The organism is Dactylosporangium sp. NPDC050688, from assembly GCF_040654515.1.
Classification (GTDB): domain Bacteria; phylum Actinomycetota; class Actinomycetes; order Mycobacteriales; family Micromonosporaceae; genus Dactylosporangium.
Window position 1 is genome coordinate 53,350 of sequence record NZ_JBFAIC010000057.1, and the last position, 22,293, is coordinate 75,642.

Consider the following 22,293-nt stretch of genomic DNA (forward strand, 5'->3'; position numbering starts at 1 on the left):
GCCGGGCTACTCGCCGTCGGCGTCGACCGGGTTGTGGTGCCCGCCGTCGGGGGTCTCCGCGCCCGGCATCGCACCCTTCGGGTCGATCATCCCGTCGTAGTTGAAGACGGTGTACTGCGAGCCGTTCTGCTCCGTGTGCTGGTTCGTCAGCACGTACCTGTGGATGAATCCGTCGATCTCGAGCTCGACGACCGCGGACCCGACGGAGTTCATCAGCCCCCCGTCGCGCGGGCCGCCAACCAGGACGATGTCGTAGTTCGTGTCGGTGGTCATGCTCGGGACCTACCCGGCACCGTTGCGGGAAAACACAAACCGGCGCTCACCGGTCGCTGTCGGCGGCGCGGCGGATCGCGTCGCGGACCCGGTCGGCGACGGCCAGGACCGGCCCGGCGGCCACGTTCGCCGTCGCCGACTCCGCGCCGGCGTGCGGGCGGGTCGGCGCGACCGCCTCGGCCGCCTTGAAGGCCGCCGTCATGCGCTCCAACCGCTCCGCCGGCACGTGCTGGCGCAGCTGGTTGAACTCGTAGCGTTCCTCGTGCCGGGCGTGCTCCAGCACCGCCTCGCGCAGCAGCAGGATGCCGGTGTCGAACCCGTCGGCGTCCACGCCGTCGTCGATGAGGGTCGTCAGCGTCTCCTTCGCCTGGCGTTCCTCGGCGAGCCGGTCCTCGACGACCGCGTCGCCGCCGGCACCCGGCAGGGTCCGCACCAGCGGGTGGATGAGCTCCTCCTCGGCGGTCTCGTGCACGGCGAGGAGCCGCACCAGGTCGTCGAAGGCGTCCTTGCGGGCCGCGCCGGTGCTGCCGGTGACGAGCAGGAACAGCTCCTCGATCCGGGCGTGCTGGGCGAGCAGCAGGTCCACGACGTCCTCGTTGGGGCCGATCGTGGCCGGCCCGCCGTGGCTGCCGGCCGGTGACTGGATCTGCGCCTGGATCTGTGACCGGATCTGGGTCTGGGTGTCAGGCACTGCGGGCTCCTTCGCGGGCGCGCAGCGACTCGACCGGGTGCGGGCCCTCGGTCTCGATGCGGTACTCGTCGCCGAACCGCTCCCGGTGCAGGTCGATGACCTCCTCGCTCGGCGGCCGCTGCCCCTCGTGCAGCTGCTGCTGCATCCACTCGAACCGCTCGTGCGCCTCGCGCACGTAGCCCTCGCCGAGCTTCGTCAGGTCCATCTGCGTGGCCAGCAGGGTGCGCAGGAACTCCTTGTTCGGCTCGAACAGCAGCGGCTCCGGCATGCCCGCCGAGCCGACGATCTGCTCCGGCTCACGGCCGTCGTAGCGGCGCAGCATGTCCGCGGCCTGCTGCAGCTGCGCGAGCTCCATCTGCAGGTGCAGCTCCCACACCGCGCGGATGCGCGGGTCGCTCTCCTGCTCCATGAAGGAGTAGTAGAGCCAGCATTCGTTGTACTCGTGGGTGAGCAGCCGCTCCCACCAGTTCTCCCCGGCGTCCAGCAGCGACTCGTAGTGGGTCACGTGCTCCTGCTCGATGAGGCTGATCTCCTGGTACAGCTGCCGCGCGATCGGCTCCATGTACTGCGGGCCGACGTTCATGTAGTACATCATCACCTGCTGCTCCGCGGACAGGATCGTCAGCGCGTTGAGCTTCGAGCGCGGGTCGACGAGGTCCTTGTCGTACGGGGTGCGCACCTCGTCGTGCGGGTGGCGGTGCTCCTGGATCGTGGGGCGGCCCGGCATGACCTCGGTGAGCCCGTTGACGATCTTCTCGGCCTTGCGCCGCTCCACCATCTCGTACAGGTTCGCATAACGGTACAGGTGGTCGAAGTCCTCCAGGACACCGAACTCGTACGCCTGCCGCAGGTACGGGTCGGGCTCGTGCCGGGCGACCCACGCGGTCAGGTCGACGGCCACCTGCTCGTAGCCCAGCGTCGTCTCCAGCACGCTCGCCACGCCGGGCAGCAGCCAGTTGACGACCCGCTGCTGCTGGCTCTCCACGTACCGGCTGAACGCCAGCTGCCGGCGCACGTCCTGGTCGGGGCAGTTGCGGGCGAACTGGTGCGAGAACATGACCGCCTCGACCTCGATGCCGTTCATGGTGATGATCCGGCAGCGGGTGTAGGGGTCGACGGCCTCCGCGTCGACGGGCTCCACGTCGAGCTCCCGCCAGCTGCGGATCTGATGGTCCAGCGGGATGCCTTTGTGCTCCAACGGATTGAACATTCACGCTCCTCGGGACGGCAATACCGCGCCCGCTACCCGTCGCCGAAAGGCACAAACAAACACCGAACAGCCGCGCGGGTGCGGCCGGACGCCGCCCGCACCCGCGCGGGCTCACCGGGACAGCTGCGGCGGCAGCGGCTGGTGGTGCAGCACGACGAGCTCGGCGACGGCCCGGGTGAGAGCCACGTAGAGCCGGCTCAGGCCGCGCGGCTCGGCCGCCACGATGTCCGCGGGCTCGACCAGCACCACCCGGTCGAACTCGAGGCCCTTCACCTGGCTGACCGGCAGCGCGTCGAGCGCCGTGGCGAGGTGGTCGGGGGCGATGACCGCCCAGCGCTCCTGCCCCTGCCGCCGCTGCTGCGCGACCGCCGCGGCCAGGTCGTCGACCCGCAGGATGCGCAGCGTGCCGCCGGGACGGAACGAGCGGGTCGGCTCGATCCCCGGCGCGAGGGCCCGCGCGGCGAAGTCGGCGATCACCTGCGGCACCCGGTACCCGGTCGGCAGGTCCAGTGTCCGCGCCCCGCGCTTGCCGAGCCGCTGCACCAGCTCCGGCCACGTCGCGGCGGCCAGCGGGTGGGTGGCCTGCCCCAGGTCACCCACGACGGTCATCGAGGCGTGCGCCGCCCGGCGGGCGATCATCCGGCACTCCATCGGCGAGAGGTCCTGCGCCTCGTCGAGGATGACGTGCAGGTACACGTCCTCCGTGGGTGCCTCGGCCTCGGCAACCGGCAGCGGCTCGGTGAGCACCGGCACGTACCCCTCCTCGCCGTACGGGTCGAACCCGTCCCGCCAGCCGGTCACCTGGTGCCCCTCGCGCAGGATGATCGCGGCCGCCCAGCGCTGCGCGCCCCAGGAGTCGTTGCCGTCGATCGCCTGCCCGGACTCGGCCATCGGGGTGCGCAGGCCCGGGGCGAACAGCTGCCAGCCGTCGTTGAGGCTCAGGCTCAGCACGAACGTATCCGCCACGCGAGTGCCGCTGGTCAGCTCGCGCAGCTGCCACTGCGGGACCGGCGCCGTGCGCGCCGGCGGCGGGCCGAGGATCTCGGCGAGCTCGTCGAGCAGCGGCACGTCGTCCACCGTCCACTCGCCGTGCTGGGCGGGCAGCACGTCCTGCGGGGTCAGCGGCGGCCACCACGCGTCGAGGAACGCGTCCGGGACCTCGGCGCCGTCCAGCAGCTGCGACAGGACCTGCGCCGCGACAGCCCGGCCGGCGTTGGGTTTGACGCCGCGCGCCTCGCACCGCTGCCGGATCTCCAGCCGCGCCTTCGCCAGGTCGCCGGGCTTCAGGGTGCGCAGGCGGTCCGGCGCGCCCGGCGGGGTGTCCCAGGCCAGTTCGGTCAGCACCTGCACCATGCGCAGGTCACCCTTGGTGCGCGCCACGTCGTGCGGGTCGCGGCGGGTCGCGGTGACCCCGTCGAACAGCTCACCGATCGCCCGCAGGTGCACGCTGTCCTCGCCGAGCCCGGGCAGCACCCGGCCGATGTACTCGGTGAACACCGTCGACGGGCCGACCACCAGCACCCGCCCGTCGGCGAACCGGCCGCGATCGGTGTAGAGCAGGTACGCCGCCCGGTGCAGCGCCACCTGCGTCTTGCCTGTCCCGGGGCCGCCGGTGATGAGGGTGACGCCGTGCGCGGGCGCGCGGATCGCCTCGTCCTGCTCCCGCTGGATCGTGGTGACGATGTCGCGCATGTGCTCGCCGCGCTCCCGCGTCAGCGACCGCAGCAGCGCTCCCTCGCCGACCACGCCGTCGATCTCCCTGGCCGACAGCACCTCGTCGTCCAGCGCCACCACCTTCGGGCCCTCGCAGACGATGACCCGCCGCCGGTCCACGCCGAGCGGCTCGCCGGGCGTCGCCCGGTAGAACGGCGCAGCCGCGGGCGCCCGCCAGTCCACCACCAGCGGCTCGCGGTCCTCGTCGCGGACCCCGATGCGGCCGATGCGGTACGTGTAGCCGTCGTCGAAGTCCAGCCTGCCGAAGACGATGCCCTCCTCCTGGCTGTCCAGCTCCGACATCTTCGCGGCGGCGCGCAGGACCATCGCGTCCCGCTCGACCAGCCCCGCCGACGGACCGGACGCGGCCCGGCTGTGCCCCTCGGCCCGCAACCCGCGCGCTTCGGCCCGCATGACCTCCAGCCGCTGCAACACCCGGTCGACCACACGCTGTTCGATGGCGATCTGCTCTTGCGCCTGCTCTTCTGCTGCCGACACGAGGCTCCTTCTGGCGTACCCGTACCCGTCACTTCGCGAGCTTGTCGAGGATATGTGCCGGTCACCGCCACAAAATCGGCATCCGGACCGATTCGTGCGACTTGACGGGCGCATATGATGAGAGTGGCGAAAGCGGCGTTGCGGGAAATCCGGTGACGTCGCCGCGCAACGCCGTGACAATGACCGGCGTGGATGAGGTCAAGGTCGTCGTCGCCCACAGCGAGCGCGCGACGCTACGCGTCGGTGACGTGTTCCTGAAGATCGACGCGGACCAGACACGCACCGACGTCGAGGTCGAGGCGATGGCCCTGGCGCCGGTCCCGACGCCACGGGTGCTGTGGCGCGAGCCGCCCGCGCTCGCGCTCGCCGCCGTGCCCGGCACCCCGCTCGGCCGGATCGGCGAGCCGTCGACCGCGTCGCCGGCGGCGTGGGCCGCGGCGGGTGCCGCCGTGCGTGCGCTGCACGACGCGCCGCTGCCGCCGTGGCCGGGCCGCAGCGTGGAGGACGTCGCGGCGCGCCTGGACGCGGAGTGCGCGTGGCTCGTCGCCAACGACGTCCTGCCCACCGACCTGGTCACCCGCAACCGGGAGATCGCCCGGGCGGCGCTGCGGCCGTGCACGCCGGTGTTCACGCACGGCGACCTGCACGTCAGCCACGTATTCGTCGCCGGCGACGAGGTCACCGGCGTGATCGACTGGTCCGAGGCGAGCCGCGGCGACGCCATGTTCGACCTCGCCGTGCTCACCCTCGGCCACCAGCAGCACCTCGGCGACGTCCTCGCCGGCTACGGCACCGACGTCGACGTCGAGGTGATCCGCGCCTGGTGGTCGCTGCGCAGCCTCGTGGCGATCCGCTGGCTGGTCGAACACGGCTTCGACCCGGCCAAGCCCGGCTGCGAGATCGACGTGCTGCGCGCCCGCACGTAACACCCGCGCCGGTTCAACAGCCCCCGGTTACCCCAACGACAGCCCTCGGTTACCCCAACCGGACCGCCCCGGCGTCCGGACGGCGATCACCCCACCGCCGACCGACCCCAGCCATGATCGAAGGACCGGGGTGGTCGTCCGGGCGACCACCCCGCGCCTTGGATCACGGCCTGCATGATCCAAGCCGCTCCAGGGCCGTCCCAACGCCCCGTGAAGCGCTTCGGCGACGCGGCCCGCAGCCGCCTCCCGTTGCCCCAGCGGGGCCGCCCCGGCGCCCGGACGGCGATCACCGCATCGCCGACCGACCCCAGCCATGATCGAAGGACCGGGCTGGTCGTCCGGGCGACCACTCCGCGCCTTCGATCATGGCCTCCGCGATCCAAGCTGCCCCACAACGGCTACGCCGGGGCCGGTCCGGAGCGCAGCGGAGGTGGCGGCAATGAGCGCGAACCCGCTCAGGACGCGGCGGGGTTGGCGGCGGCGCCCTCGGTGACCAGCAGCACGACGGTGCTCGCCGGGGTCAGCCCGAGCGCCGCGCCCACTGGCCCGCCACCGGTCTGCCCGGCAGCGAGCCCGGCAGCGAGCCCGGCAGCGAGCCCAGCCAGGGGCGCGGCACCGCACGGTCCGGCGTCGACCCCGTGCCGGGCGAGGCGGCGGGCGGCAGCGGCGGCCTCGGCGTCGTCGACCGCGACGCAGGCGTCGAGGCCGCGGCGGATGTACGGCCACGCCAGCGACGACACGGTGCCGCAGTTCAGTCCGGCCATGCTGGTCACGCCGGTGGCGACGGTCACGGGGTGCCCGGCGGCGACGCTGGCCAGCACGCACGCGGCCGAGCGTGGCTCCACGCTGAGCACGGCCGTGCCCGGCGGGGCGCCGGCGCCGCGGTAGTGGGTGAGCGCGGCCTGCAGCAGCGATCCGACGCCGGCGGGCACGACCAGCACGTCGGGGTGGGTGATGCCGTGCCCGCGCAGCTGCTCGTCGAGCTCGGCGAACAGGGTGCCGTACCCGTCGACGATCCAGCCGGGGACGCGCTCGTAGCCGTCCCACGCCATGTCCTGCACCAGCAGCGTCCCGGCGGGCCCGGCGGCGCGGGCGGCGGCCCGCACGGCGGTGTCGTAGTCGCCCGGGACGTGCGTGACGTCGGCGCCCTCGTCCCGGATCGCCCGGACCGCGGCAGGGTGCACGCCGTCGGGGACGAAGATGCCCGCGCGGTGCCCGAACTGCCGGGCGAAGCGGGCGACGGCCCGGCCGTGGTTGCCGTCGGTCGCGGTGACCACGGTGACCGGGCCGGCCGTCCGCTCGCGCAGCGCCCGGTGGATCGCCCACGACGCGCCGAGCGCCTTGAACGCCGGCAGCCCGAACCGGTTGGACTCGTCCTTGGCGAACAGCCGCGCGACGCCGTACGCTCGCGCGAGGTCCGGCAGGTCGGCCAGCCGGGTCGGCGCGTACCCGGGCAGCGAGCGGTGGAAGTCCCGCACCGCTGCGGTGGGAGCGGCGGCGCACACCCACGCCGGGTCCCGTCCGGCGTTGACGATCACGAGCCGTCCCCGGGGGCGGGCAGAGCGGTGCGTACGAGACTGGCGTAGTACCGCACGCCGACGTCCAGGACGTCGTCGTTGAAGTCGAAGTCCGGGCTGTGCAGCGCGGTGCCGCCGGCGCCGGGCGCCTCCCCGGTGCCCAGCAGCGCGAAGCAGCCCGGCACGTGCCGCAGGAACGCGCCGAAGTCCTCGCTCGCCGTCCACGGCGCGGTGTCCGGGTCGACGCCCTCGTCGCCGACCGTCAGCCGGGCGGCGGCCACGGCGGTGGCGACGGCGGCCGGGTCGTTGACCGTCGGCTCGAACTCGTGCGTGTACGTCACCTCGCAGGTCGCGCCGTGCGCGGCGCAGATGCCGGCGGCCAGCTGCCGGATGCGCCGCTCCAGCAGCGCCTGCACCGCCGGGGAGAAGCTGCGGGTGTCGCCGCGGAGCACGACCTGCCCGGGGATCGCGTTGCGCGCCCCGTCGGAGGTGATCTCGGTGCAGGACACGACTGCCGGGTCGGTGGGGTCGACGTTACGGGCGACGACGGTCTGCAACGCCAGGACGATCTCGGCGGCGACCACGATCGGGTCGACGACCATCTGCGGCCGGGCGGCGTGCCCGCCGCGGCCGGTGACGCGGATCTCGAAGTTGTCCTCGCTCGCCATGAGCGCACCGGGGCGGGTGCTGATCCTGCCCGCCGCGTGCCCCGGCATGCCGTGCAGGCCGAACATCGCATCGACCGGGAACCGCTCGAACAGCCCGTCGGCGATCATCGCCTTGGCGCCGAGCCCGTGCTCCTCGGCCGGCTGGAAGACCAGGTGCACGGTCCCGGCGAACCCGCCCTCGGCCGCGAGCATGTGGGCGGCGCCGAGGACCATCGCCATGTGCCCGTCGTGACCGCAGGCGTGCATGACCCCGTCGTGCCGGGACCGGTACGGCCGCTCGCCGCGCTCGGTCAGCGGCAGCCCGTCCATGTCGGCGCGCAGCCCGACCGCGCCGCCGGGCCCGTTGCGCAGCGTCGCGACCACGCCGGTGCCGCCGACGCCCCGGGTGACGTCCAGGCCCAGGCCGGTCAGGGCCGCCGCCAGGTAATCGCCGGTGCGGTGCTCGTGGAAGCCGAGCTCGGGGATCTGGTGCAGGTCGTGACGCCACCGTCGGACATCGGGCTCGGGCACGGCTGCTCCTTCGGGGTTCATGTTCGCTGCCGGCCCCGATTGTCGCGTGCGGTGCCGTGCTGCTCGTACATTGGGCGCCGTGAAGGTGCGAAGGGCGATCGTGGCCGCGGCCGTGCTGCTGGCCGGCTGCGACGCGGGCACCCCGGCGGCGCGTCCGGCCCCGTCGGCCTCCGCCAGCGTCGCGGCATCGGTGTCGCCGTCGCCGTCGCCGCCGGCGGACCTGGCGTTGACCCTCGCGTTCGGTGGTGACGTGCACTTCACCGAGCGCACCGCCGCGCTGCTGCGGCAGCCGGCGACCGCGTTCGGCCCGATGGCCGCCGAGCTGGCCGCGGCCGACCTCGCCGTGGTCAACCTGGAGACCGCGGTCACCACCCGCGGCACGCCCGAGCCGAAGGAGTTCCACTTCCGGGCGCCGCAGGTGGCGTACGAGGCGGTGAAGGCAGCCGGCGTCGACGCCGTGTCGATCGCGAACAACCACGCCCTCGACTACGGCCGGGTCGGGTTCGCCGACACCCTCGACGGCGCGGCCGCCGCCGGGGTGCCGGTCTTCGGCGGCGGCCGCACGATCGACGACGCGTACGCGCCGCTGGTCCTCACCGCGCGGGGCGTGCGCGTGGCGTTCGTCGGCTTCAGCCAGATCCACACCCTCGCGGAGAGCTGGAAGGCGGGGCCGTCCACCCCGGGCATCGCCCTGGCCTGGGACGTGCCGCGCGCCGTCGCCGCGGTCAGGGCCGCCCGCGACCGCGCCGACCTGGTCGTCGTGTTCAACCACTGGGGCACCGAACGCGAGTCGTGCCCGAACGCCAACCAGAAGACGTTCGCGAAGGCCCTCGCCGACGCCGGCGCCGACATGATCATCGGGGCGCACGCGCACGTGCTGCAGGGCGACGGGTGGCTCGGGCGGACCTACGTCGCCTACGGCCTGGGCAACTTCGTCTGGTACGTCGGATCCGCCGCCACCGGCGTGCTCAAGGTGCACGTGCGCGGCCGCTCGGTGACCGGCGCCGAGCTCGTCCCAGCCGTCGTCTCCAGTACCGGCCAGCCGAAACCGCTGACCGGCGCGGCCGCGTCCGCCGCCACGAAACGCTTCACCGACCTGCGCCGCTGCACGGGCCTGGCGCCCGCCCCGCCCCCGGCGTGAGGCCAGCCCGTGTGTCAGCCGACGGCGGCGTGCACGTCGTCGAGTGTCACCGCCGTGTTCGCCGTGGACACGAACGGCGACGGGCCTGCGAATGCCGGCTGTCCGCGCGGGTCGACGGTGGCGATGCCGGCGACGTACGGCCCGGCGACCTTCACCGGCACGGTGGCCGGCTTCGGTGCCGCGAAGACGGCGAACGTGGTGCCGGCCAGTTCGGACGGGCTCTTGAGCCGCGAGTCGGCCTTCTGCACATCGGCCAGCTTGTCGTGGGTGTACCCGAGGCGGGGACCCTTCTTGTCAGCGGTGTTCCACGTGCCGCTCAGGAACACGATCGTGAGCGTGGCACCGGGCTCGACGTCGCCCGGTACCAGGGAACGTCGACGTCACACGGGTGGCTGACGCGTGTACCCGGCGACGACGGTCACCCGGCGGGCCGTCTCGCGCAGCTCGTCGAGGAACTCCGCCCTTCGCTGCGGCAGGTCCGGCGTGCCCGCGTCGAGGAGCCCGCGATGACGGGCCAGCTGCAGCGCCGGTTTGAACAGCTCCAGCGACACCGACTCCTCGCTGGACAGCCGCCCCTGCAACGCCCACTGCCGGCCGACGCGCAGGCACTCGTCCAGGAACGGGGCCTCCTCGACGTTCCCGTCCCCGGCGGCGGCGAGCCGGTCGGCCACCAGGTGGTAGGCGTCGAGGAACGGCCGCAGCACCAGCGGGGCGACCAGCGGCTCGGCGTGCTGCAGCCAGTGCCGCGCGTCGGCGGGGGTGAACTCGCGCAGCCCGACGCCGTCGCCCGGCTCGATGATCGCCAGCTCCAGCGCCATCTGCTCGGCGAAGTCCCTGCGGCGGGCGAAGAAGAAGTCGAACTTCAGCAGGTCCCGCAGCCGCAGCGCCTCCTCGGTCGCCGTCGTCAGGCCGTCCGGGTCGCCTTCGGCCGCGGCGACCAGGGCGAGCTCCCCGATCGCCCGGTCGACCAGCAGGTGGATCGCCGTGTTGCGGTAGAACGCGGCGACCAGGTGCTGGCCCGGGCCGATCACCCACACCGTGTCGGTGCCGCCGTCGTAGCTCGTCAGCACGCCGGAGGCGACCAGCTCGTGCAGCGTGCGGCCGACGGTGTCGCGGTCGGTGAGGTCGGCCGCACCGGCCACCGGCCAGCGCCGGGACTCGATGTAGGTCGCCATCGGCGCGATGGTCTGCAGCACCCCGTCCAGGGTGAGCGCCCGGTCGGCGGCCAGCAGCGCGAGGCAGACGACGGCCGTGACGGTGACCGGGGTCGCCTGGTTGATGCGGTGCGACACGTCCAGGGCGATCCGCTCGACGACGTGCCGGTCCTGCCGGTCGCCGTCGCGCAGCTCGGCCATCCGCTCGCGGAGCGGGACCGGCTCGCCGAAGTCCAGGTAGGCACGGCCGAGCCGGCTGGCCTGCAGCCTGGCGAACCTGATCAGCCAGCGCACGTCCTCGGGTCGTTTGCGCGCGCCCCGGGCCTCCGCGGTCATCGCGCCGACCTCGTGCAGCTGCTCGTACACGATGGACACCGGCACGATGAGCGCCTCGGTGTCCGGGTCGGCGTCGAGCGCGTCCACCACGTAGCGCAGGATGCCGTAGGTCGGCGGCCGCAGCTTGCCGGTGCGGGTCCGGCCGCCCTCGATGGACCAGCTGAGATTCTTCCTGTTGCGGATCAGCCGGCCGATGTAGGCGCGCAGCGTCAGCCGGTACACCGGCAGCTTCTGCGTCGCACGGCGGATGTAGACGATGCCCGCCCGGCGGGCCAGCCGGTTGACGGGAAAGAAGCTGAGGTTGGCCCCGCCCAGCGTGTACGCCGGGCTGAGGCCGTGCCGGTCCAGCGCGACCGGGACCGCGGCGCCGTCCAGGTAGGACCGGTGGGAGAACAGGAACAGCAGCGAATACCTGCGGTCCAGCTCCTGCAGCCGCCGCGCGGCCTCTTCGTCCACCAGCAGCTCGTGCGCGCGGAACATCCACGTGGTGAACCGGGACCAGGAGCGCATCGCCCGCGGGCTGTGCATCGCCCCCATCTCGCGCAGATACCCCGCGGCCTCGGCCGTCACCTCGCCGCGGTCGCGCCCGAGCGATCCGGCCAGCTCGGCCAGGCGTGCGGCGAAGCCGTCGTCGGCCAGCAGTTGGTCGACCTCAGGGGTGTCCGAGGACATCAATCACCTCGCAGATGGGCGGTGCGCCGTGGCAAGTCTGGAAGCAGCAACCGGATCCCGTCAACGACGCCGCCCAGAATGCACCTTCCGCGAGTTACCCGCTGATGGTCTGAGCGCCCGCCGGGCGGGTACAGGGATCAGGTGACTGGCAAGGTGATGGTGTTCGCCCCGGCGCCGGTGCTCACCGTGACCGTCGAGCAGACCGCCGAGCTGCCCGACCTGCACGTCCACCCCGGTGGGCAGGGCGTGTGGCAGGCGCGGATGGCGGCGACCCTCGGCAGCGACGTCACCCTGTGCTTCTCCGTCGGCGGGGAGACCGGAGCGCTCGTCGACACGCTCCTGGCCGGGCTGGAGGTCACCGTCAGGTCCGTGCAACGCCCGGCCGGCAGCGGCTGGTACGTCCACGACCGCCGCGACGGCGCCCGCCGGGAGATCGCCGCCTGGCCCGGGGCACCGCTGCAGCGGCACGACCTGGACGAGCTGTACACGATCGCCCTCGCCGAGGGGCTGCGCAGCGACGTGACGGTGCTCAGCGGCCCCGCCGACCCGCGCGTCGTGGACCCCGACGTGTACCGGCGGCTTAGCACCGACCTGACCGCGAATGGCACCCGCGTCGTCGCCGACCTGTCCGGCGGCCACCTCGCCGCGGTCCTGCGCGGCAGCGCGTCGTTCGTCAAGGTCAGCCACGAGGAACTGCTGCGCGACGGCCGGGCCGCGAGCGGCGCCGAGGACGCGCTGGTCGCCGCAGGCAGCACGCTGCTGGCCGACGGCGCCGGCGCGGCTCTCGTCAGCCGGGCCGGCGACCCCGCGCTGGCGTTCTTCGACGGTACGGTCCAGCGCGTGCACGTGCCGCCGCTGCAGATCAAGGAGCACCGCGGCGCCGGCGACTCGATGTCGGCGGGGGTCGCCGCGGTCCTGGCCGGCGGCGGCGACCTCGGCGAGGCGATCCGCACCGGCGCGGCGGCCGGCGCGCTCAACGTCACCCGCCACGGCCTCGGCACCGGCCGCGCCGACGCCGTCCAAGAGCTGCTGGCCAGGGTGCGCCTCGAACCACTCGGGTAGTCATCCGCGCCGGGTGAGCCGCCTGGGAGGATGGAACCGTGGCCGATGACCGCGGGTACCTCCTGGACAACCGGCAGGCGGAGGCGGGCAGCCGCTTCGACGCGCTCGCCGAGCTGTTCGACGCCGCCACGTTCCGGCACCTCGACGCGCTCGGCGTCGGGCCCGGCTGGCGCTGCTGGGAGGTCGGCGCGGGCGGCCCGAGCGTGCCCACCTGGCTCGCCGGGCGGGTCGGCCCGCACGGCGCCGTGCTCGCCACCGACATCGACGTCACCTGGACCGCCGCCGGCACCGGGTACGAGGTCCGCCGCCACGACGTGGGTGCCGACCCGCCGCCCGGGGACGGGTTCGACCTGGTCCACGCCAGGCTGGTCCTCGTGCACGTACCGCGGCGGGACAAGGCGCTCGCGGCGATGGTCGCGGCGCTGCGGCCGGGCGGGTGGCTGCTGGTGGAGGAGGCCGACCCGGCGCTGCAGCCGCTGGCCTGCCCCGACGAGTCCGGCGACGCGCAGCGCCTGGCGAACAAGCTCAAGCACGACTTCCGCACCCTGATGGCACGGCGCGGCGTCGACCTCGCGTACGGGCGGACCCTGCCACGGCTGCTGCGCGCCGCCGGGCTCACCGAGGTGCGGGCCGACGCGTACTTCCCGGTCACCGGCCCGGCCTGCGCCGCGCTCGAGGACGCGACCGTGCGGCAGATCCGTGGCCGGCTCACCGCCGCCGGGCTGGCCACCGACGCCGAGATCGACGAGCACCTCGGCAACGTCGCGGCCGGCCGGCTCGACCTCGCCACCTCGCCGATGATCTCGGCGTGGGGGCGGAACCCCGGCGCGGCCTGACGGCTTTTCGCGCATTCGGCACGATTCAGGGGAACTCGGATGCGCCGGGCCGCCGGGTGCGAGCATCATCGATGCCTGTCGCATGCCGGGCACGTCCACGGGGGGTACGTCATGCAGAAGCCGCTTCGAGTGGCCGCCGCGCTCACGGCGGCCGTCCTGGTCGCGTCCTGCGGCACGGGCGCCGGCGGGGCGAAGGACCCGCAGTCGGCCGCGACGGCGCCGGCCGGGTCGCACGCCGGGCACTTCTCGGCGCCGCCGGCCCAGCCGCTGCGGGCGGGGGAGCGCTTCCAGGAGCTGGCGATGCCGGCGCAGTACACGCCGAGGGCACCCAACGGCGGCACCGACGAGTACCGGTGCTTCCTCATCGACCCGAAGCTGACCAGGGAGGCGTACCTGACCGGCAGCCAGTTCCTGCCGCAGAACGCCGACATCGTGCACCACGCGATCTTCTTCCGCATCCCCCCCGGCGCCGCCGGCGAGGCCCGCAAGCTCGACGACGGCACCCCCGGCGACGGCTGGACCTGCTTCGGCGACTCCGGCGTGGCCGGCGACACGTGGGTCGCGTCGTGGGCGCCCGGCGCCAACGAGACGCTCCTCGCGCCGGAACTCGGCTACCCGATGCCGCCCGGCAGCCTCATGGTCATGCAGATCCACTACAACCTGCTCGCCACCGGCGGCAAGGCCGGCGGCGCGGACCGCTCCAGCATCCGGCTGCGGCTCAACGACACCACCGCGGCGATGACCCCGCTGCAGACGTCGCTGCTGCCCGCGCCCATCGAACTGCCGTGCACGGCGGGCGAGTCGGGCCCGCTGTGCGACCGTGCCGCCGCGGCCGCCGACGTCACCCAGCGCTTCGGCGCCGAGGTCGGCGGCCAGGCGGAGCAGCTCGTGAAGCTCTGCAACCGGGGCCGGCCCGTGACCGCCGGGCCGACCCAGCACTGCGACCGTCCCGTCCCGCGGCCCGCCACGGTCCACGCCGTCGCCGGGCACATGCACCTGCTCGGCCGCGCCATCACGATCGAGCTCAACCCCGGCACGCCGGGCGCCCGGACGCTGCTGGACGTGCCGCGGTACAACTTCGACGACCAGGCGATCCACCCGCTCAGCGAGCCCGTCGCGATCAAGGCCGGCGACACGCTGCGGGTCACCTGCACCCACGACGCCGCGCTGCGCGGCCAGCTTCCGCAGCTGCGCGGCACCGCCCCCCGCTACGTCGTCTGGGGTGACGGCACCAGCGACGAGATGTGCCTCGGCCTGGTCATCATGACCGGCGGGTCCTGAGCCGCCATGGACGCCGCCGCTCGCCGCATACTGGCCGGGCACGCGCTCGGCGGGTACGCGCACGGCCCCGACGCGCCGATCGAGGCCACAGCCAGGGCCATGGCGAAGGTCGGTACCGCCGCGGCACTGATCCTCGTGGAAGGCGTCAGCGACCAGATCGCGGTCGAGACCGCCGCCACGGCCCTCGGCCGGGACCTTGCCGCCGACCGGGTCGTGGTCGTGCCGATCGGCGGCGCGCACGCGATCGGCCGCTTCCTCGCCACGCTCGGCCCGGCGGGCGCCGCGCTGCGCCTCGCCGGGCTGTGCGACCTGCGCGAGGCGGAGCTGTTCCGCCGCGGCCTGACCGGCGCCTTCCGCGCCACGGTGGACGACGGCGTCTCGCCGGCCACGGCGCCCCCCGAGGTCTCGCCAGCCACGGTGCAGGACGGCGTCTCCCGCGCCACGGTGCACGTCTGCGTCGAGGACCTTGAGGACGAGCTGATCCGGGCCGTTGGCGTCGCCGCCGTCGAGGCGCTGTGTGACACCCAGGGCGACCTGAGGTCGCTGCGCTCGCTGCAACGCCAGCCCGCCTGGCGCGACCAGCCGCCCGACGCGCAGCTGCGCCGGTTCCTCGGCAGCGGCGCGCGGCGCAAGCTGCGCTACGCCAGGCTGCTCGTGGCTGCGGCGGCCGTCCGGGGGACGGTACCGGCCCCGCTCTGCGCGCTGCTCGCCGCCGTGTGACGGCCGATGAACCCCGGCGCCGCGGGCCGGCCGGACCACCCTGATGATCCAAGTCGTGCCCCGGCCGTCCGGACGACTACGACGCGACTTCGATCAACCGGGCAAGATGCCGAACGCCTTCGCGTAGCGCACGACGCCGCTCGGCGCGGGGCCGGTGCCGTCCAGCCGCAGCGCCATGAACGCCTCGTCCGGCACCGTGAACGGCGCGCTGATGGCGTACCTGGATGCCGGTGCGAACCCGAACCGCGGGTAGTACCCGGCGTGGCCGAGGACGATGACGAGGTCCTCACCCCGTTGCCCGGCCGCGGCGAGGGCGGCCGTGATCGCCGCGGATCCGGCGCCGGTCCGCTGGTACGCGGGCAGCACCGCACACGGCGCGAGGGCGAGCGCCGGCGCGTCACCGACGTGGCAGCGGGTCAGCAGGGCGTGCCCGACGACGGGGGCGCCGGGCGCCACGGCGACGACGGAGAGCCCGTCGATCCACGCCGCAGGGTCGGCTCGCAGCGCCTCGACGAGGTCGGCCTCGGCAGCGGTCGGGAACGCGGCCACGTTGACGGCGCGCACCGCCGCCACGTCCGCGGGCGTCTCCGCACGGGTGGTCCAGGTGGTCATGGCGCTGCTCGCTTCCTATAGTCGCCGGGTGAACGTGGATCAGGTCCGGGACGCGTACGCCTCCGTCGCCGAGCTTTACATCAGCCTGTTCGGCACGAGCCAGCAGGTCCACGCCGACGACCTCGCTTTCATCGGTCGCCACCTGTCGGCGCTGCCCGGCCCGGTGCTCGACGTCGGCTGCGGCCCCGGCCACATCACCGCCCACCTGCGCTCGCTGGGTGCCGACGCCAGCGGGATCGACCTGGTGCCGGAGTTCATCGCGTACGCGAAGACCACCCACCCGGACGTGCCCTACCGGCTCGGGTCGATGCAGCGCCTCGACCTCGAGGACGCCTCCGTCGCCGGCATCCTGACCTGGTACTCGCTGATCCACTACCCGCCGGCCGAGCTCGACGGCGTGCTCGCCCAGTTGCGGCGGGTCCTGGCCCCGGGCGGCACCCTGGTCGCCGGCTTCTTCGACGGCGCCGAGGTCGCCGCCTTCGACCACAAGGTCACGACCGCCTACTGGTGGCCCGCCGACGAGTTCTCCGCCCGCCTGGCCCGAGCCGGCTTCACCGAGATCGCCCGCGACCACCGCCCCAGCGACGGCACCCACCGCTCACACGCCGCCATCGCCGCCACGGCCTCTCCGGTGGCCTCCTGAACGACGACGCCTGCTGGACGGTGACGGGCCGGGGCCGGGAGGCCCGGTCCGCCGGTGCGCGCCGGGTCCGGGTCAGCAGCGCCGCCAGGTATGCGGGGAACGTGTCCGGTTCGCCGGCCACCGGTGCGAACGCGGGCGCGCGGCGCGACAGGTACGGCGACGACCTGCCCGACGAACGAGTGGACTGTAACGCCTCCCCGGGTGGCCGTCCAGACTCATGCACCTCGATGTCTGGTCGGCCGCCAGCGGTGCGTCAGCCGGTGTGCACGGGCAGCTCGGTGAGCAGCTGCTCGACGCGGGCCTTGATGGCGTCGCGGATCTGGCGGACGGCGGCGAGGTCCCGGCCGGCGGGGTCGTCGAGCTGCCAGTCGAGGTAGCGCTTGCCGGGGAAGACAGGGCAGGCGTCGCCGCAGCCCATGGTGATGAGCACGTCGGAGGCCTCGGCGGTGGCGTGGTCGAGCTTGCGCGGGGTGCTGGCGGTGATGTCGATGCCGACCTCGCGCATCGCCTCGACCGCGACCGGGTTGAGCTGCGCCGCGGGCTCGGATCCGGCGGAGCGGACCTCGACGGAGCCGCCGGCGAGGTGGCGCAGCCAGCCGGCGGCCATCTGGGAGCGGCCGGCGTTGTGCACGCACACGAACAGGACGCTGGGCTTGGCATTCATGACGCCTCCACACGCGACGGAGAAGGGGATGGGACGGCCGTGGCTGTCGGGTACAGCGCCAGCAGCAGCGCGACACCCCCGACCAGGCCGGCGAGCTGGGCGGCGACGAACGCCGGCACCGAGGCGGGGGCGATCCCGGCGAACGTGTCGGTGAACGCCCGGCCGACGGTCACGGCGGGGTTGGCGAAGCTGGTGGAGGACGTGAACCAGTAGGCGCCGCCGATGTACGCGCCGACCGCGGCGGGCGCGACCGGTGACCGGCCGGAGCGGGCGAGGGCGAAGACCAGCAGGACCAGCCCGGCGGTCGCGACGACCTCGCCGAGCCACAGGTGCCCCGCCGCCCGGTCCTTGCCGGAGGCGGTGGCCGCCGGCAGGCCGAACATCAGGTTCGCCAGGATCGCGCCGCCGATCGCGCCGGTGGTCTGGGCCGCGACGTAGCCGGCCAGGTCCCCGACGGGCAGGCCGGTGCCGGTGCGGCGGCCGAGGTACCAGTCGGCGGCGGACACCACCGGGTTGAGGTGCGCGCCGGACACCGGCCCGGCGATGAGGATCAGCGCGGCGAGGGCGAACGCGGTCGCGACCGAGTTCTCCAGCAGCCGCAGGCCGGCGTCGCCGGGGGAGAGGGTGGCGGCCATGATGCCGGAGCCGATGACGGCGGTGACGAGCAGCAGCGTCCCGGTGAATTCGGCCAGCAGCCGGCGCCACAGCTCGGGCCGGATCATCGGACCGGCGCCACGACGGGGGCGAGGCGCTCGATGCGCCCGGCCAGCTCGGCGAACGTGGCCTCGAACGCGGCGTCGGTGTCGGCCGGGGCGGGCACCGACCAGTGCAGCCGCTGCCGGACGCCCTGGGTGAGGCCCTCGTGGGCGTTGTCGCAGACCGCGACGACGAGGTCGGTGTCGTGCACGACGTCGGTGACGTGGGCGGTGCCGGCCGGGTCGAGGTGCAGTCCGTGCCGGCGGGCGACGGCCACGGCGCGCGGGTGGACGCGGGCCGCCGGGTGCGTGCCGGCCGACGCCGCGGGGATGTCGGCCTGGTCGGTCCAGATGGCGGCGGCGAGCTGCGAGCGGGCCGAGTTGTGCGTGCAGACGAACACGACCCGCGGCACCGGTGGCAGCGCCGGCGCGGCGAGGCACGCCAGGGTGCCCGGCTCGAGGCGCAGGTAGGTGCGGCGCCGGTCGCCCTCGGACCGGACCCGGGTGAGCAGGCCCGCGTCGTGCAGCACGTTCACGTGGTGGGCGACGAGGTTGGTCGGCAGGTCCAGGGCGCGGGCGATCTCGCCGGGGGAGGCGTCGCCCAGGGTGAGCGTGTCGACGATGGCCAGCCGCGCCGGGTCGCCGAGTGCGGCGTGCACCCGGGCCCGCCGCTCCACCGAATAAAGCTCAACGTTCATTGACTCAATGATCTGTGAGCGGTATCGGCGCTGTCAAGGCGAAGATGCCGCCGGCGGCGACGAGGCCGGCCGCGCCGATGGTGAGCAGGACCGGCGTGTAGCTGCCGGTGCCGGTGTACAGGGCGGCCGCGCCGAGCGGTGCGCCGGCCTTGGCGAGGGTGACCGGGGCGGCGAGGGTGCCTGCGATGCTGGCGTAGGCGCTCGTGCCGTACCGGTCGGCGAGCAGCGCGGGCGTGGCGAGGCTGGCGACGCCGAACCCGAGCCCGAACCCGGTCACCGCGACGACCGCGCCCGCGCGGCTGGTGCCGGTGAACGGCAGGCTGCACGCGGCCACGGCCTGCACGGCGAACACGGCGCCGACGACCCGGTGCAGCCGCAGCCGGCGCTGCGCGCCGGTGAGCGCGAGCCGGCCCGTGACGGACAGCACGCCGAGCAGCCCCGCGACGGTGGCGGCGAACGTGGCCGGGTGCCCCGCGTGGACGAGGAACCCCACGAGGTGCACGGTCATCGCGCTCATCGCGGCGCCGTGCGCGACGAACGCGACCGCCAGGCACCAGAACCGCCCGTCGCGCAGCGCCGCCCGGACCACGGCGCCGCGTCCGGCCACAGTGGACATCCGGGCGGCCGGCGCCGGCGGGCGGCGCACGACCAGGGCGTGCAGCGGGACGGCGACGGCGGCGTACCCGGCGGCGAGGGCGAGCAGGGTGGCGCGCCAGCCGTACCGGTGCTCCAGGACCCCGGTCAGCGGCATGAACACGGTGCTGGCGAACCCGGCCACGACGATCATGCCGAGCAGCGCGCGGGGCCGGCGGGCCGGGTCGAACCACGACACGATGACGGCCGTGGCCGGCTCGTACAGCGACATCGCCATCGCGGCACCGAGGCCGAGGAGCACGGCGTACAGCTGCCAGACGGCACGCACCTGCGAGCAGGCGGCGAGCAGGCCCGCCCCGGCGAGCGAGCCGGTGGTCATCATGGCCCGGCCGCCGTGGCGGTCCAGCCACCGCCCGGCTGGGACCGCGGTGGCGGCGGAGGCGAGCAGCGCGGTGGTGACCGCGCCGGTGACGGCGGTCGTGGAGGTGTGCAGCCCGGCGGCGATCGGGTGCAGCAGGACCGCGAACGCGTAGTACAGGCAGCCGTAGCCGGCGGTCTGGGTCACCGCGAACGCCGCCACGATCCGCCAGCCGTGGAACGCGGCCGGTCGCCGGCCCTCCGCCGGACCGGGAGTCAGACGGTGGGCCGGCGGGGTCGTGGCCATCACCCGCAGCAGCCGCCGCCGGACGAGGACTCCTGGGAGGACTCCTGGGAGGACTCCTGGATGGTCACGGGGTTGCTGGAGCACACCCCGGTCTCGGGCAGGTCGAGCTGGACGTCGCGGGCGGCGGCCCAGTCCCCGGCGAGCGCGGCGGCGACCGAGCGGGCCTGCTCGTAGCCGGTGGCGAGCAGGAACGTCGGGGCGCGGCCGTAGCTCTTCACACCGATGGCGTAGAAGCCGGGCTCGGGGTGGGCGAGCTCGTCGGCGCCGTGGGGCGGGACGGTGCCGCAGGAGTGCTCGTTGGGGTCGATGAGCGGGGCGAGGGCCCGGGTGGAGCCGAGGACGGGGTCGAGGTCCAGCCGCAGCTCGGCGACGAAGCCGTGGTCGGGGCGGAACCCGGTCGCCGAGACGATGCGGTCCGCGACGACGATCCGGCTGCCGTCGGACACCTCGACCGCGCCCTCGGGCAGGACGGTGATGCTGCCGGCGGCGAAGCCGGTGATGAGCTGGATCCGGCCGGCGGCGACGTGCTCGCGCAGCTGGGTGCCGATGGCGCCGCGGGCGGGCAGCGCGTCGGCGGTCTCGCCGCCGTAGGTGCGCGCCGGGGTCGCCGCGCGGATCGCCCAGGTGACCTCGGTGCCGGGAACCTGCGTGGCGAGGTCGGCCAGGACGAGCAGGGCGTTGGCGGCGGAGTGCCCGGCGCCGACGACCAGGGTGCGCCGGCCCGCGAACCGGTCCCGGTCGGCGCCGAGCACGTCGGGCAGCGCGTGTTCGATGTACGCGGCGGCCTCGGTCTCGCCGTGGGCGGGGATGCCGGACGCGCCGAGGACGTTCGGCGTGGACCAGGTGCCGGAGGCGTCGATGACAGCCCGCGCGAGGACGTCGGTGCCGCCGGCGAGCCGGACCAGGAACGGCACCTGGTCACGGCCGGCGGTTCGCAGCCGGTCCAGGCCGAGCCGGGTCACGGCCACGACCCGCGCGCCGTAGCGTACGTGCGGCTTGAGCTCGGGCAGGTCGGCGAGGGGCTGCAGGTAGTCGGCGGCGAGCTGCCCGCCGGTCGGCAGCTGCTCGGCGTCGGGCTCGACCCAGCCCGCGGCGGTGAGCAGCCGGCGGGCGGCGGCGTCGATGTCGTACCGCCACGGCGAGAACAGCCGCACATGGCCCCACTGCCGCACGGCCTCGGCGGGGCCGTCACCGGCCTCGAGGACGACGAACGGCAGGCCGCGCTCGTGCAGGTGCGCCGCGGCGGCGAGCCCGACGGGGCCGGCACCGATGACGGCGACGGGGAGAACGCTCATGACGGAAGCTCCTTTGTCTAGATGAAAGTCGAAATACGGGAGCGGGGTGCGCCCAGGTCCGGCGCGGATGGGGCAGGGTCAGATGCGGGGGCTGCGGCGCTCGATGAAGACCACGTCGCGCCACGCGTTGCCGTGCGCGGCGTGCCGGCCGATGCGCTCGCGGACGCCGACCTCACGGAAGCCGGCGGCGCGGTGCAGGGCCCGGCTGGCGGTGTTGTCCGGGAACACGCCGGACTGGATCGTCCAGATCCCGGCCGCCTCGGTGGAGTCGATGAGCGCGTCGAGCAGTGCCCGCCCGGCGCCGCGGCCGCGGGCCGCCTCGTCGACGTACACGGAGTGTTCGACCACCCCGGCGTACACCTGCCGCGCCGACACCGCGGAGACGGCGACCCAGCCGAGGACGGCGCCGGTGGGGCCGGCCGCGACGAGGCGGTGGGCCGGCAGCCGGGTGGCGTCGAACGCCTCCCACGACGGCGCGGTCACCTCGAAGCTGGCGTTGCCGGCGTCCAGGCCCGCCTGGTAGATCGCCAGCACCGCACCCGCGTCGGCGGCGGTCATCGGGCGGATCGTCAGGTCGCTCACGTGCACCCTCCGGCGGCGTCCGGCGCGGGCCTGCCCATCACGACGTCCGCGGCGGACGGAAAGCAGGCGATACAGGCGGTGTTGATACGGTAGTGCCGGGCCGTGCCGACCGCCTCGACCAGCACGAACCGGACCTCGGTGAGGATCTTCAGGTGCTGGGAGACGGTCGACTGGGCCAGGCCGACCGCGGCAACGAGCTCGCCGACGCTCAACGGCCGGCCCTGCCGTGCCAGGTACTCGACGATTTGGACCCGGGACGGGTCGGCGAGGGCGCGGAACCAGGAGGCGTACTCCTCCGCGGTCGCGCGGTCCAGCAATCCGTCCACCGTCCACCAACTTCATCGTCCATCGCCGATCAACGATCGAAGCATACCCCATCCCGCTCCTCGGCTCATTGTCTCGATGTCTGTCGAATCAACGGTTGCACGCTGATTCGAGATCTGTCAACCTAGAGGCATGTCAAAGCAGCCGGTGGTGCTCACGCTCACGGATCTGCAGGCGGAGGTGCCGTGCTGCCCGCCGATCACGCGGCAGCGGTTGCCGGCGCCGTCGGCGGCGGTCCTCGCCGCGGCGTTCAAGGCGCTCGGGGATCCGGTGCGGTTGCAGCTGCTGTCGATGATCGCGTCGGCGCCGGACGG

At 74.3% G+C, this 22,293-nt stretch carries 23 protein-coding genes and 1 pseudogene; 8 read left to right on the plus strand and 16 right to left on the minus strand.

The features are described 5' to 3' along the window. Positions 1-6 precede the first annotated feature (6 nt). The 4 genes from AB0H83_RS38310 to AB0H83_RS38325 form a co-directional block, all read right to left on the minus strand. Positions 7-273: a hypothetical protein gene (locus AB0H83_RS38310; protein ID WP_360103993.1), complete on the minus strand. Its 267-nt coding sequence runs from the start codon at positions 271-273 to the stop codon at positions 7-9. A 46-nt stretch (positions 274-319) separates the two neighbouring features. After that, positions 320-964: a hemerythrin domain-containing protein gene (locus AB0H83_RS38315; protein ID WP_360103996.1), complete on the minus strand. Its 645-nt coding sequence runs from the start codon at positions 962-964 to the stop codon at positions 320-322. Beyond that, the gene (locus AB0H83_RS38320; RefSeq protein ID WP_360103999.1) at positions 957-2,174 is read right to left on the minus strand and encodes a hypothetical protein; all 1,218 of its coding nucleotides are present in this window, start codon (positions 2,172-2,174) and stop codon (positions 957-959) included. The genes AB0H83_RS38315 and AB0H83_RS38320 overlap by 8 nt, the downstream gene beginning before the upstream one ends. Before the next feature lie 111 nt (positions 2,175-2,285). Continuing rightward, complete coding sequence (locus tag AB0H83_RS38325; RefSeq protein WP_360104002.1) at positions 2,286-4,385, minus strand: UvrD-helicase domain-containing protein; 2,100 nt, start codon at positions 4,383-4,385, stop codon at positions 2,286-2,288. Between the two features lie 179 nt (positions 4,386-4,564). Here AB0H83_RS38325 and AB0H83_RS38330 point away from each other — a divergent pair, with 179 nt between their 5' ends. Next, positions 4,565-5,311 (plus strand): aminoglycoside phosphotransferase family protein, encoded by a 747-nt coding sequence (locus tag AB0H83_RS38330; RefSeq protein WP_360104004.1) that lies wholly within the window; start codon positions 4,565-4,567, stop codon positions 5,309-5,311. Positions 5,312-5,766: 455 nt separating this feature from the next. Here AB0H83_RS38330 and AB0H83_RS38335 read toward each other — a convergent pair whose 3' ends face one another. Further along, positions 5,767-6,849 carry a diaminopropionate ammonia-lyase gene (locus AB0H83_RS38335; protein WP_360104007.1) on the minus strand — a complete coding sequence of 361 codons (1,083 nt, stop codon included), beginning with the start codon at positions 6,847-6,849 and terminating at the stop codon, positions 5,767-5,769. After that, positions 6,846-8,006, minus strand: coding sequence for a M20 aminoacylase family protein (locus tag AB0H83_RS38340; RefSeq protein WP_360104010.1), 1,161 nt, complete (start codon positions 8,004-8,006; stop codon positions 6,846-6,848). Before AB0H83_RS38340 ends, AB0H83_RS38335 begins: the two co-directional genes overlap by 4 nt. Positions 8,007-8,085: 79 nt before the next feature. On the opposite strand from AB0H83_RS38340, the gene AB0H83_RS38345 reads away from it, so the two are divergent. Next, positions 8,086-9,147, plus strand: a complete 1,062-nt coding sequence (locus AB0H83_RS38345; protein WP_360104013.1) for a CapA family protein — start codon at positions 8,086-8,088, stop codon at positions 9,145-9,147. A gap of 14 nt (positions 9,148-9,161) precedes the next feature. Here the strand turns inward: AB0H83_RS38345 and AB0H83_RS38350 are convergent, their stop codons facing one another. Together AB0H83_RS38350 and AB0H83_RS38355 are read right to left on the minus strand one after the other, a co-directional pair. Then, complete coding sequence (locus AB0H83_RS38350; protein WP_360104016.1) at positions 9,162-9,473, minus strand: hypothetical protein; 312 nt, start codon at positions 9,471-9,473, stop codon at positions 9,162-9,164. Positions 9,474-9,527: 54 nt separating this feature from the next. Beyond that, entirely contained in the window at positions 9,528-11,309 is a 1,782-nt protein-coding gene (locus tag AB0H83_RS38355) for a lysophospholipid acyltransferase (protein WP_360104019.1), read from the minus strand. A gap of 156 nt (positions 11,310-11,465) precedes the next feature. Here AB0H83_RS38355 and AB0H83_RS38360 point away from each other — a divergent pair, with 156 nt between their 5' ends. From AB0H83_RS38360 to AB0H83_RS38375, 4 genes are all read left to right on the plus strand, one after another. Beyond that, complete coding sequence (locus AB0H83_RS38360) at positions 11,466-12,371, plus strand: PfkB family carbohydrate kinase (protein WP_360104059.1); 906 nt, start codon at positions 11,466-11,468, stop codon at positions 12,369-12,371. 38 nt (positions 12,372-12,409) lie between these two features. Then, positions 12,410-13,207 carry a methyltransferase domain-containing protein gene (locus AB0H83_RS38365; protein ID WP_360104022.1) on the plus strand — a complete coding sequence of 266 codons (798 nt, stop codon included), beginning with the start codon at positions 12,410-12,412 and terminating at the stop codon, positions 13,205-13,207. 111 nt (positions 13,208-13,318) lie between these two features. Further along, entirely contained in the window at positions 13,319-14,488 is a 1,170-nt protein-coding gene (locus tag AB0H83_RS38370; protein ID WP_360104025.1) for a monooxygenase, read from the plus strand. 6 nt (positions 14,489-14,494) lie between these two features. Next, entirely contained in the window at positions 14,495-15,208 is a 714-nt protein-coding gene (locus AB0H83_RS38375; protein ID WP_360104028.1) for a TOPRIM nucleotidyl transferase/hydrolase domain-containing protein, read from the plus strand. A gap of 93 nt (positions 15,209-15,301) precedes the next feature. Here the strand turns inward: AB0H83_RS38375 and AB0H83_RS38380 are convergent, their stop codons facing one another. Next, the gene (locus AB0H83_RS38380) at positions 15,302-15,820 is read right to left on the minus strand and encodes an N-acetyltransferase (RefSeq protein WP_360104030.1); all 519 of its coding nucleotides are present in this window, start codon (positions 15,818-15,820) and stop codon (positions 15,302-15,304) included. A gap of 28 nt (positions 15,821-15,848) precedes the next feature. Here AB0H83_RS38380 and AB0H83_RS38385 point away from each other — a divergent pair, with 28 nt between their 5' ends. Further along, a complete protein-coding gene (locus AB0H83_RS38385) occupies positions 15,849-16,463 on the plus strand; it encodes a class I SAM-dependent methyltransferase (protein WP_360104033.1) in 615 nt (204 codons plus the stop codon). A 253-nt stretch (positions 16,464-16,716) separates the two neighbouring features. Here the strand turns inward: AB0H83_RS38385 and AB0H83_RS38390 are convergent, their stop codons facing one another. The 7 genes from AB0H83_RS38390 to AB0H83_RS38420 all read right to left on the minus strand — a co-directional run bounded on the left by AB0H83_RS38390 (position 16,717) and on the right by AB0H83_RS38420 (position 21,981). Continuing rightward, positions 16,717-17,127 carry an arsenate reductase ArsC gene (locus AB0H83_RS38390; RefSeq protein WP_360104036.1) on the minus strand — a complete coding sequence of 137 codons (411 nt, stop codon included), beginning with the start codon at positions 17,125-17,127 and terminating at the stop codon, positions 16,717-16,719. Further along, positions 17,124-17,849, minus strand: coding sequence for an MIP/aquaporin family protein (locus AB0H83_RS38395; RefSeq protein ID WP_360104039.1), 726 nt, complete (start codon positions 17,847-17,849; stop codon positions 17,124-17,126). Before AB0H83_RS38395 ends, AB0H83_RS38390 begins: the two co-directional genes overlap by 4 nt. Then, positions 17,846-18,520 carry a helix-turn-helix domain-containing protein gene (locus AB0H83_RS38400; RefSeq protein WP_360104041.1) on the minus strand — a complete coding sequence of 225 codons (675 nt, stop codon included), beginning with the start codon at positions 18,518-18,520 and terminating at the stop codon, positions 17,846-17,848. The genes AB0H83_RS38395 and AB0H83_RS38400 overlap by 4 nt, the downstream gene beginning before the upstream one ends. 4 nt (positions 18,521-18,524) lie before the next feature. Continuing rightward, a complete protein-coding gene (locus tag AB0H83_RS38405; RefSeq protein ID WP_360104044.1) occupies positions 18,525-19,778 on the minus strand; it encodes an MFS transporter in 1,254 nt (417 codons plus the stop codon). After that, positions 19,778-21,073 (minus strand): NAD(P)-binding domain-containing protein, encoded by a 1,296-nt coding sequence (locus tag AB0H83_RS38410; RefSeq protein WP_360104047.1) that lies wholly within the window; start codon positions 21,071-21,073, stop codon positions 19,778-19,780. Before AB0H83_RS38410 ends, AB0H83_RS38405 begins: the two co-directional genes overlap by 1 nt. A 78-nt stretch (positions 21,074-21,151) precedes the next feature. Next, positions 21,152-21,655: an N-acetyltransferase family protein gene (locus AB0H83_RS38415; protein ID WP_360104050.1), complete on the minus strand. Its 504-nt coding sequence runs from the start codon at positions 21,653-21,655 to the stop codon at positions 21,152-21,154. Then, complete coding sequence (locus AB0H83_RS38420; RefSeq protein ID WP_360104053.1) at positions 21,652-21,981, minus strand: metalloregulator ArsR/SmtB family transcription factor; 330 nt, start codon at positions 21,979-21,981, stop codon at positions 21,652-21,654. The genes AB0H83_RS38415 and AB0H83_RS38420 overlap by 4 nt, the downstream gene beginning before the upstream one ends. A gap of 130 nt (positions 21,982-22,111) precedes the next feature. Between AB0H83_RS38420 and AB0H83_RS38425 the strand changes: the two are divergent. Further along, positions 22,112-22,293, plus strand: a pseudogene (locus tag AB0H83_RS38425) (transcriptional regulator); the annotation flags it as partial.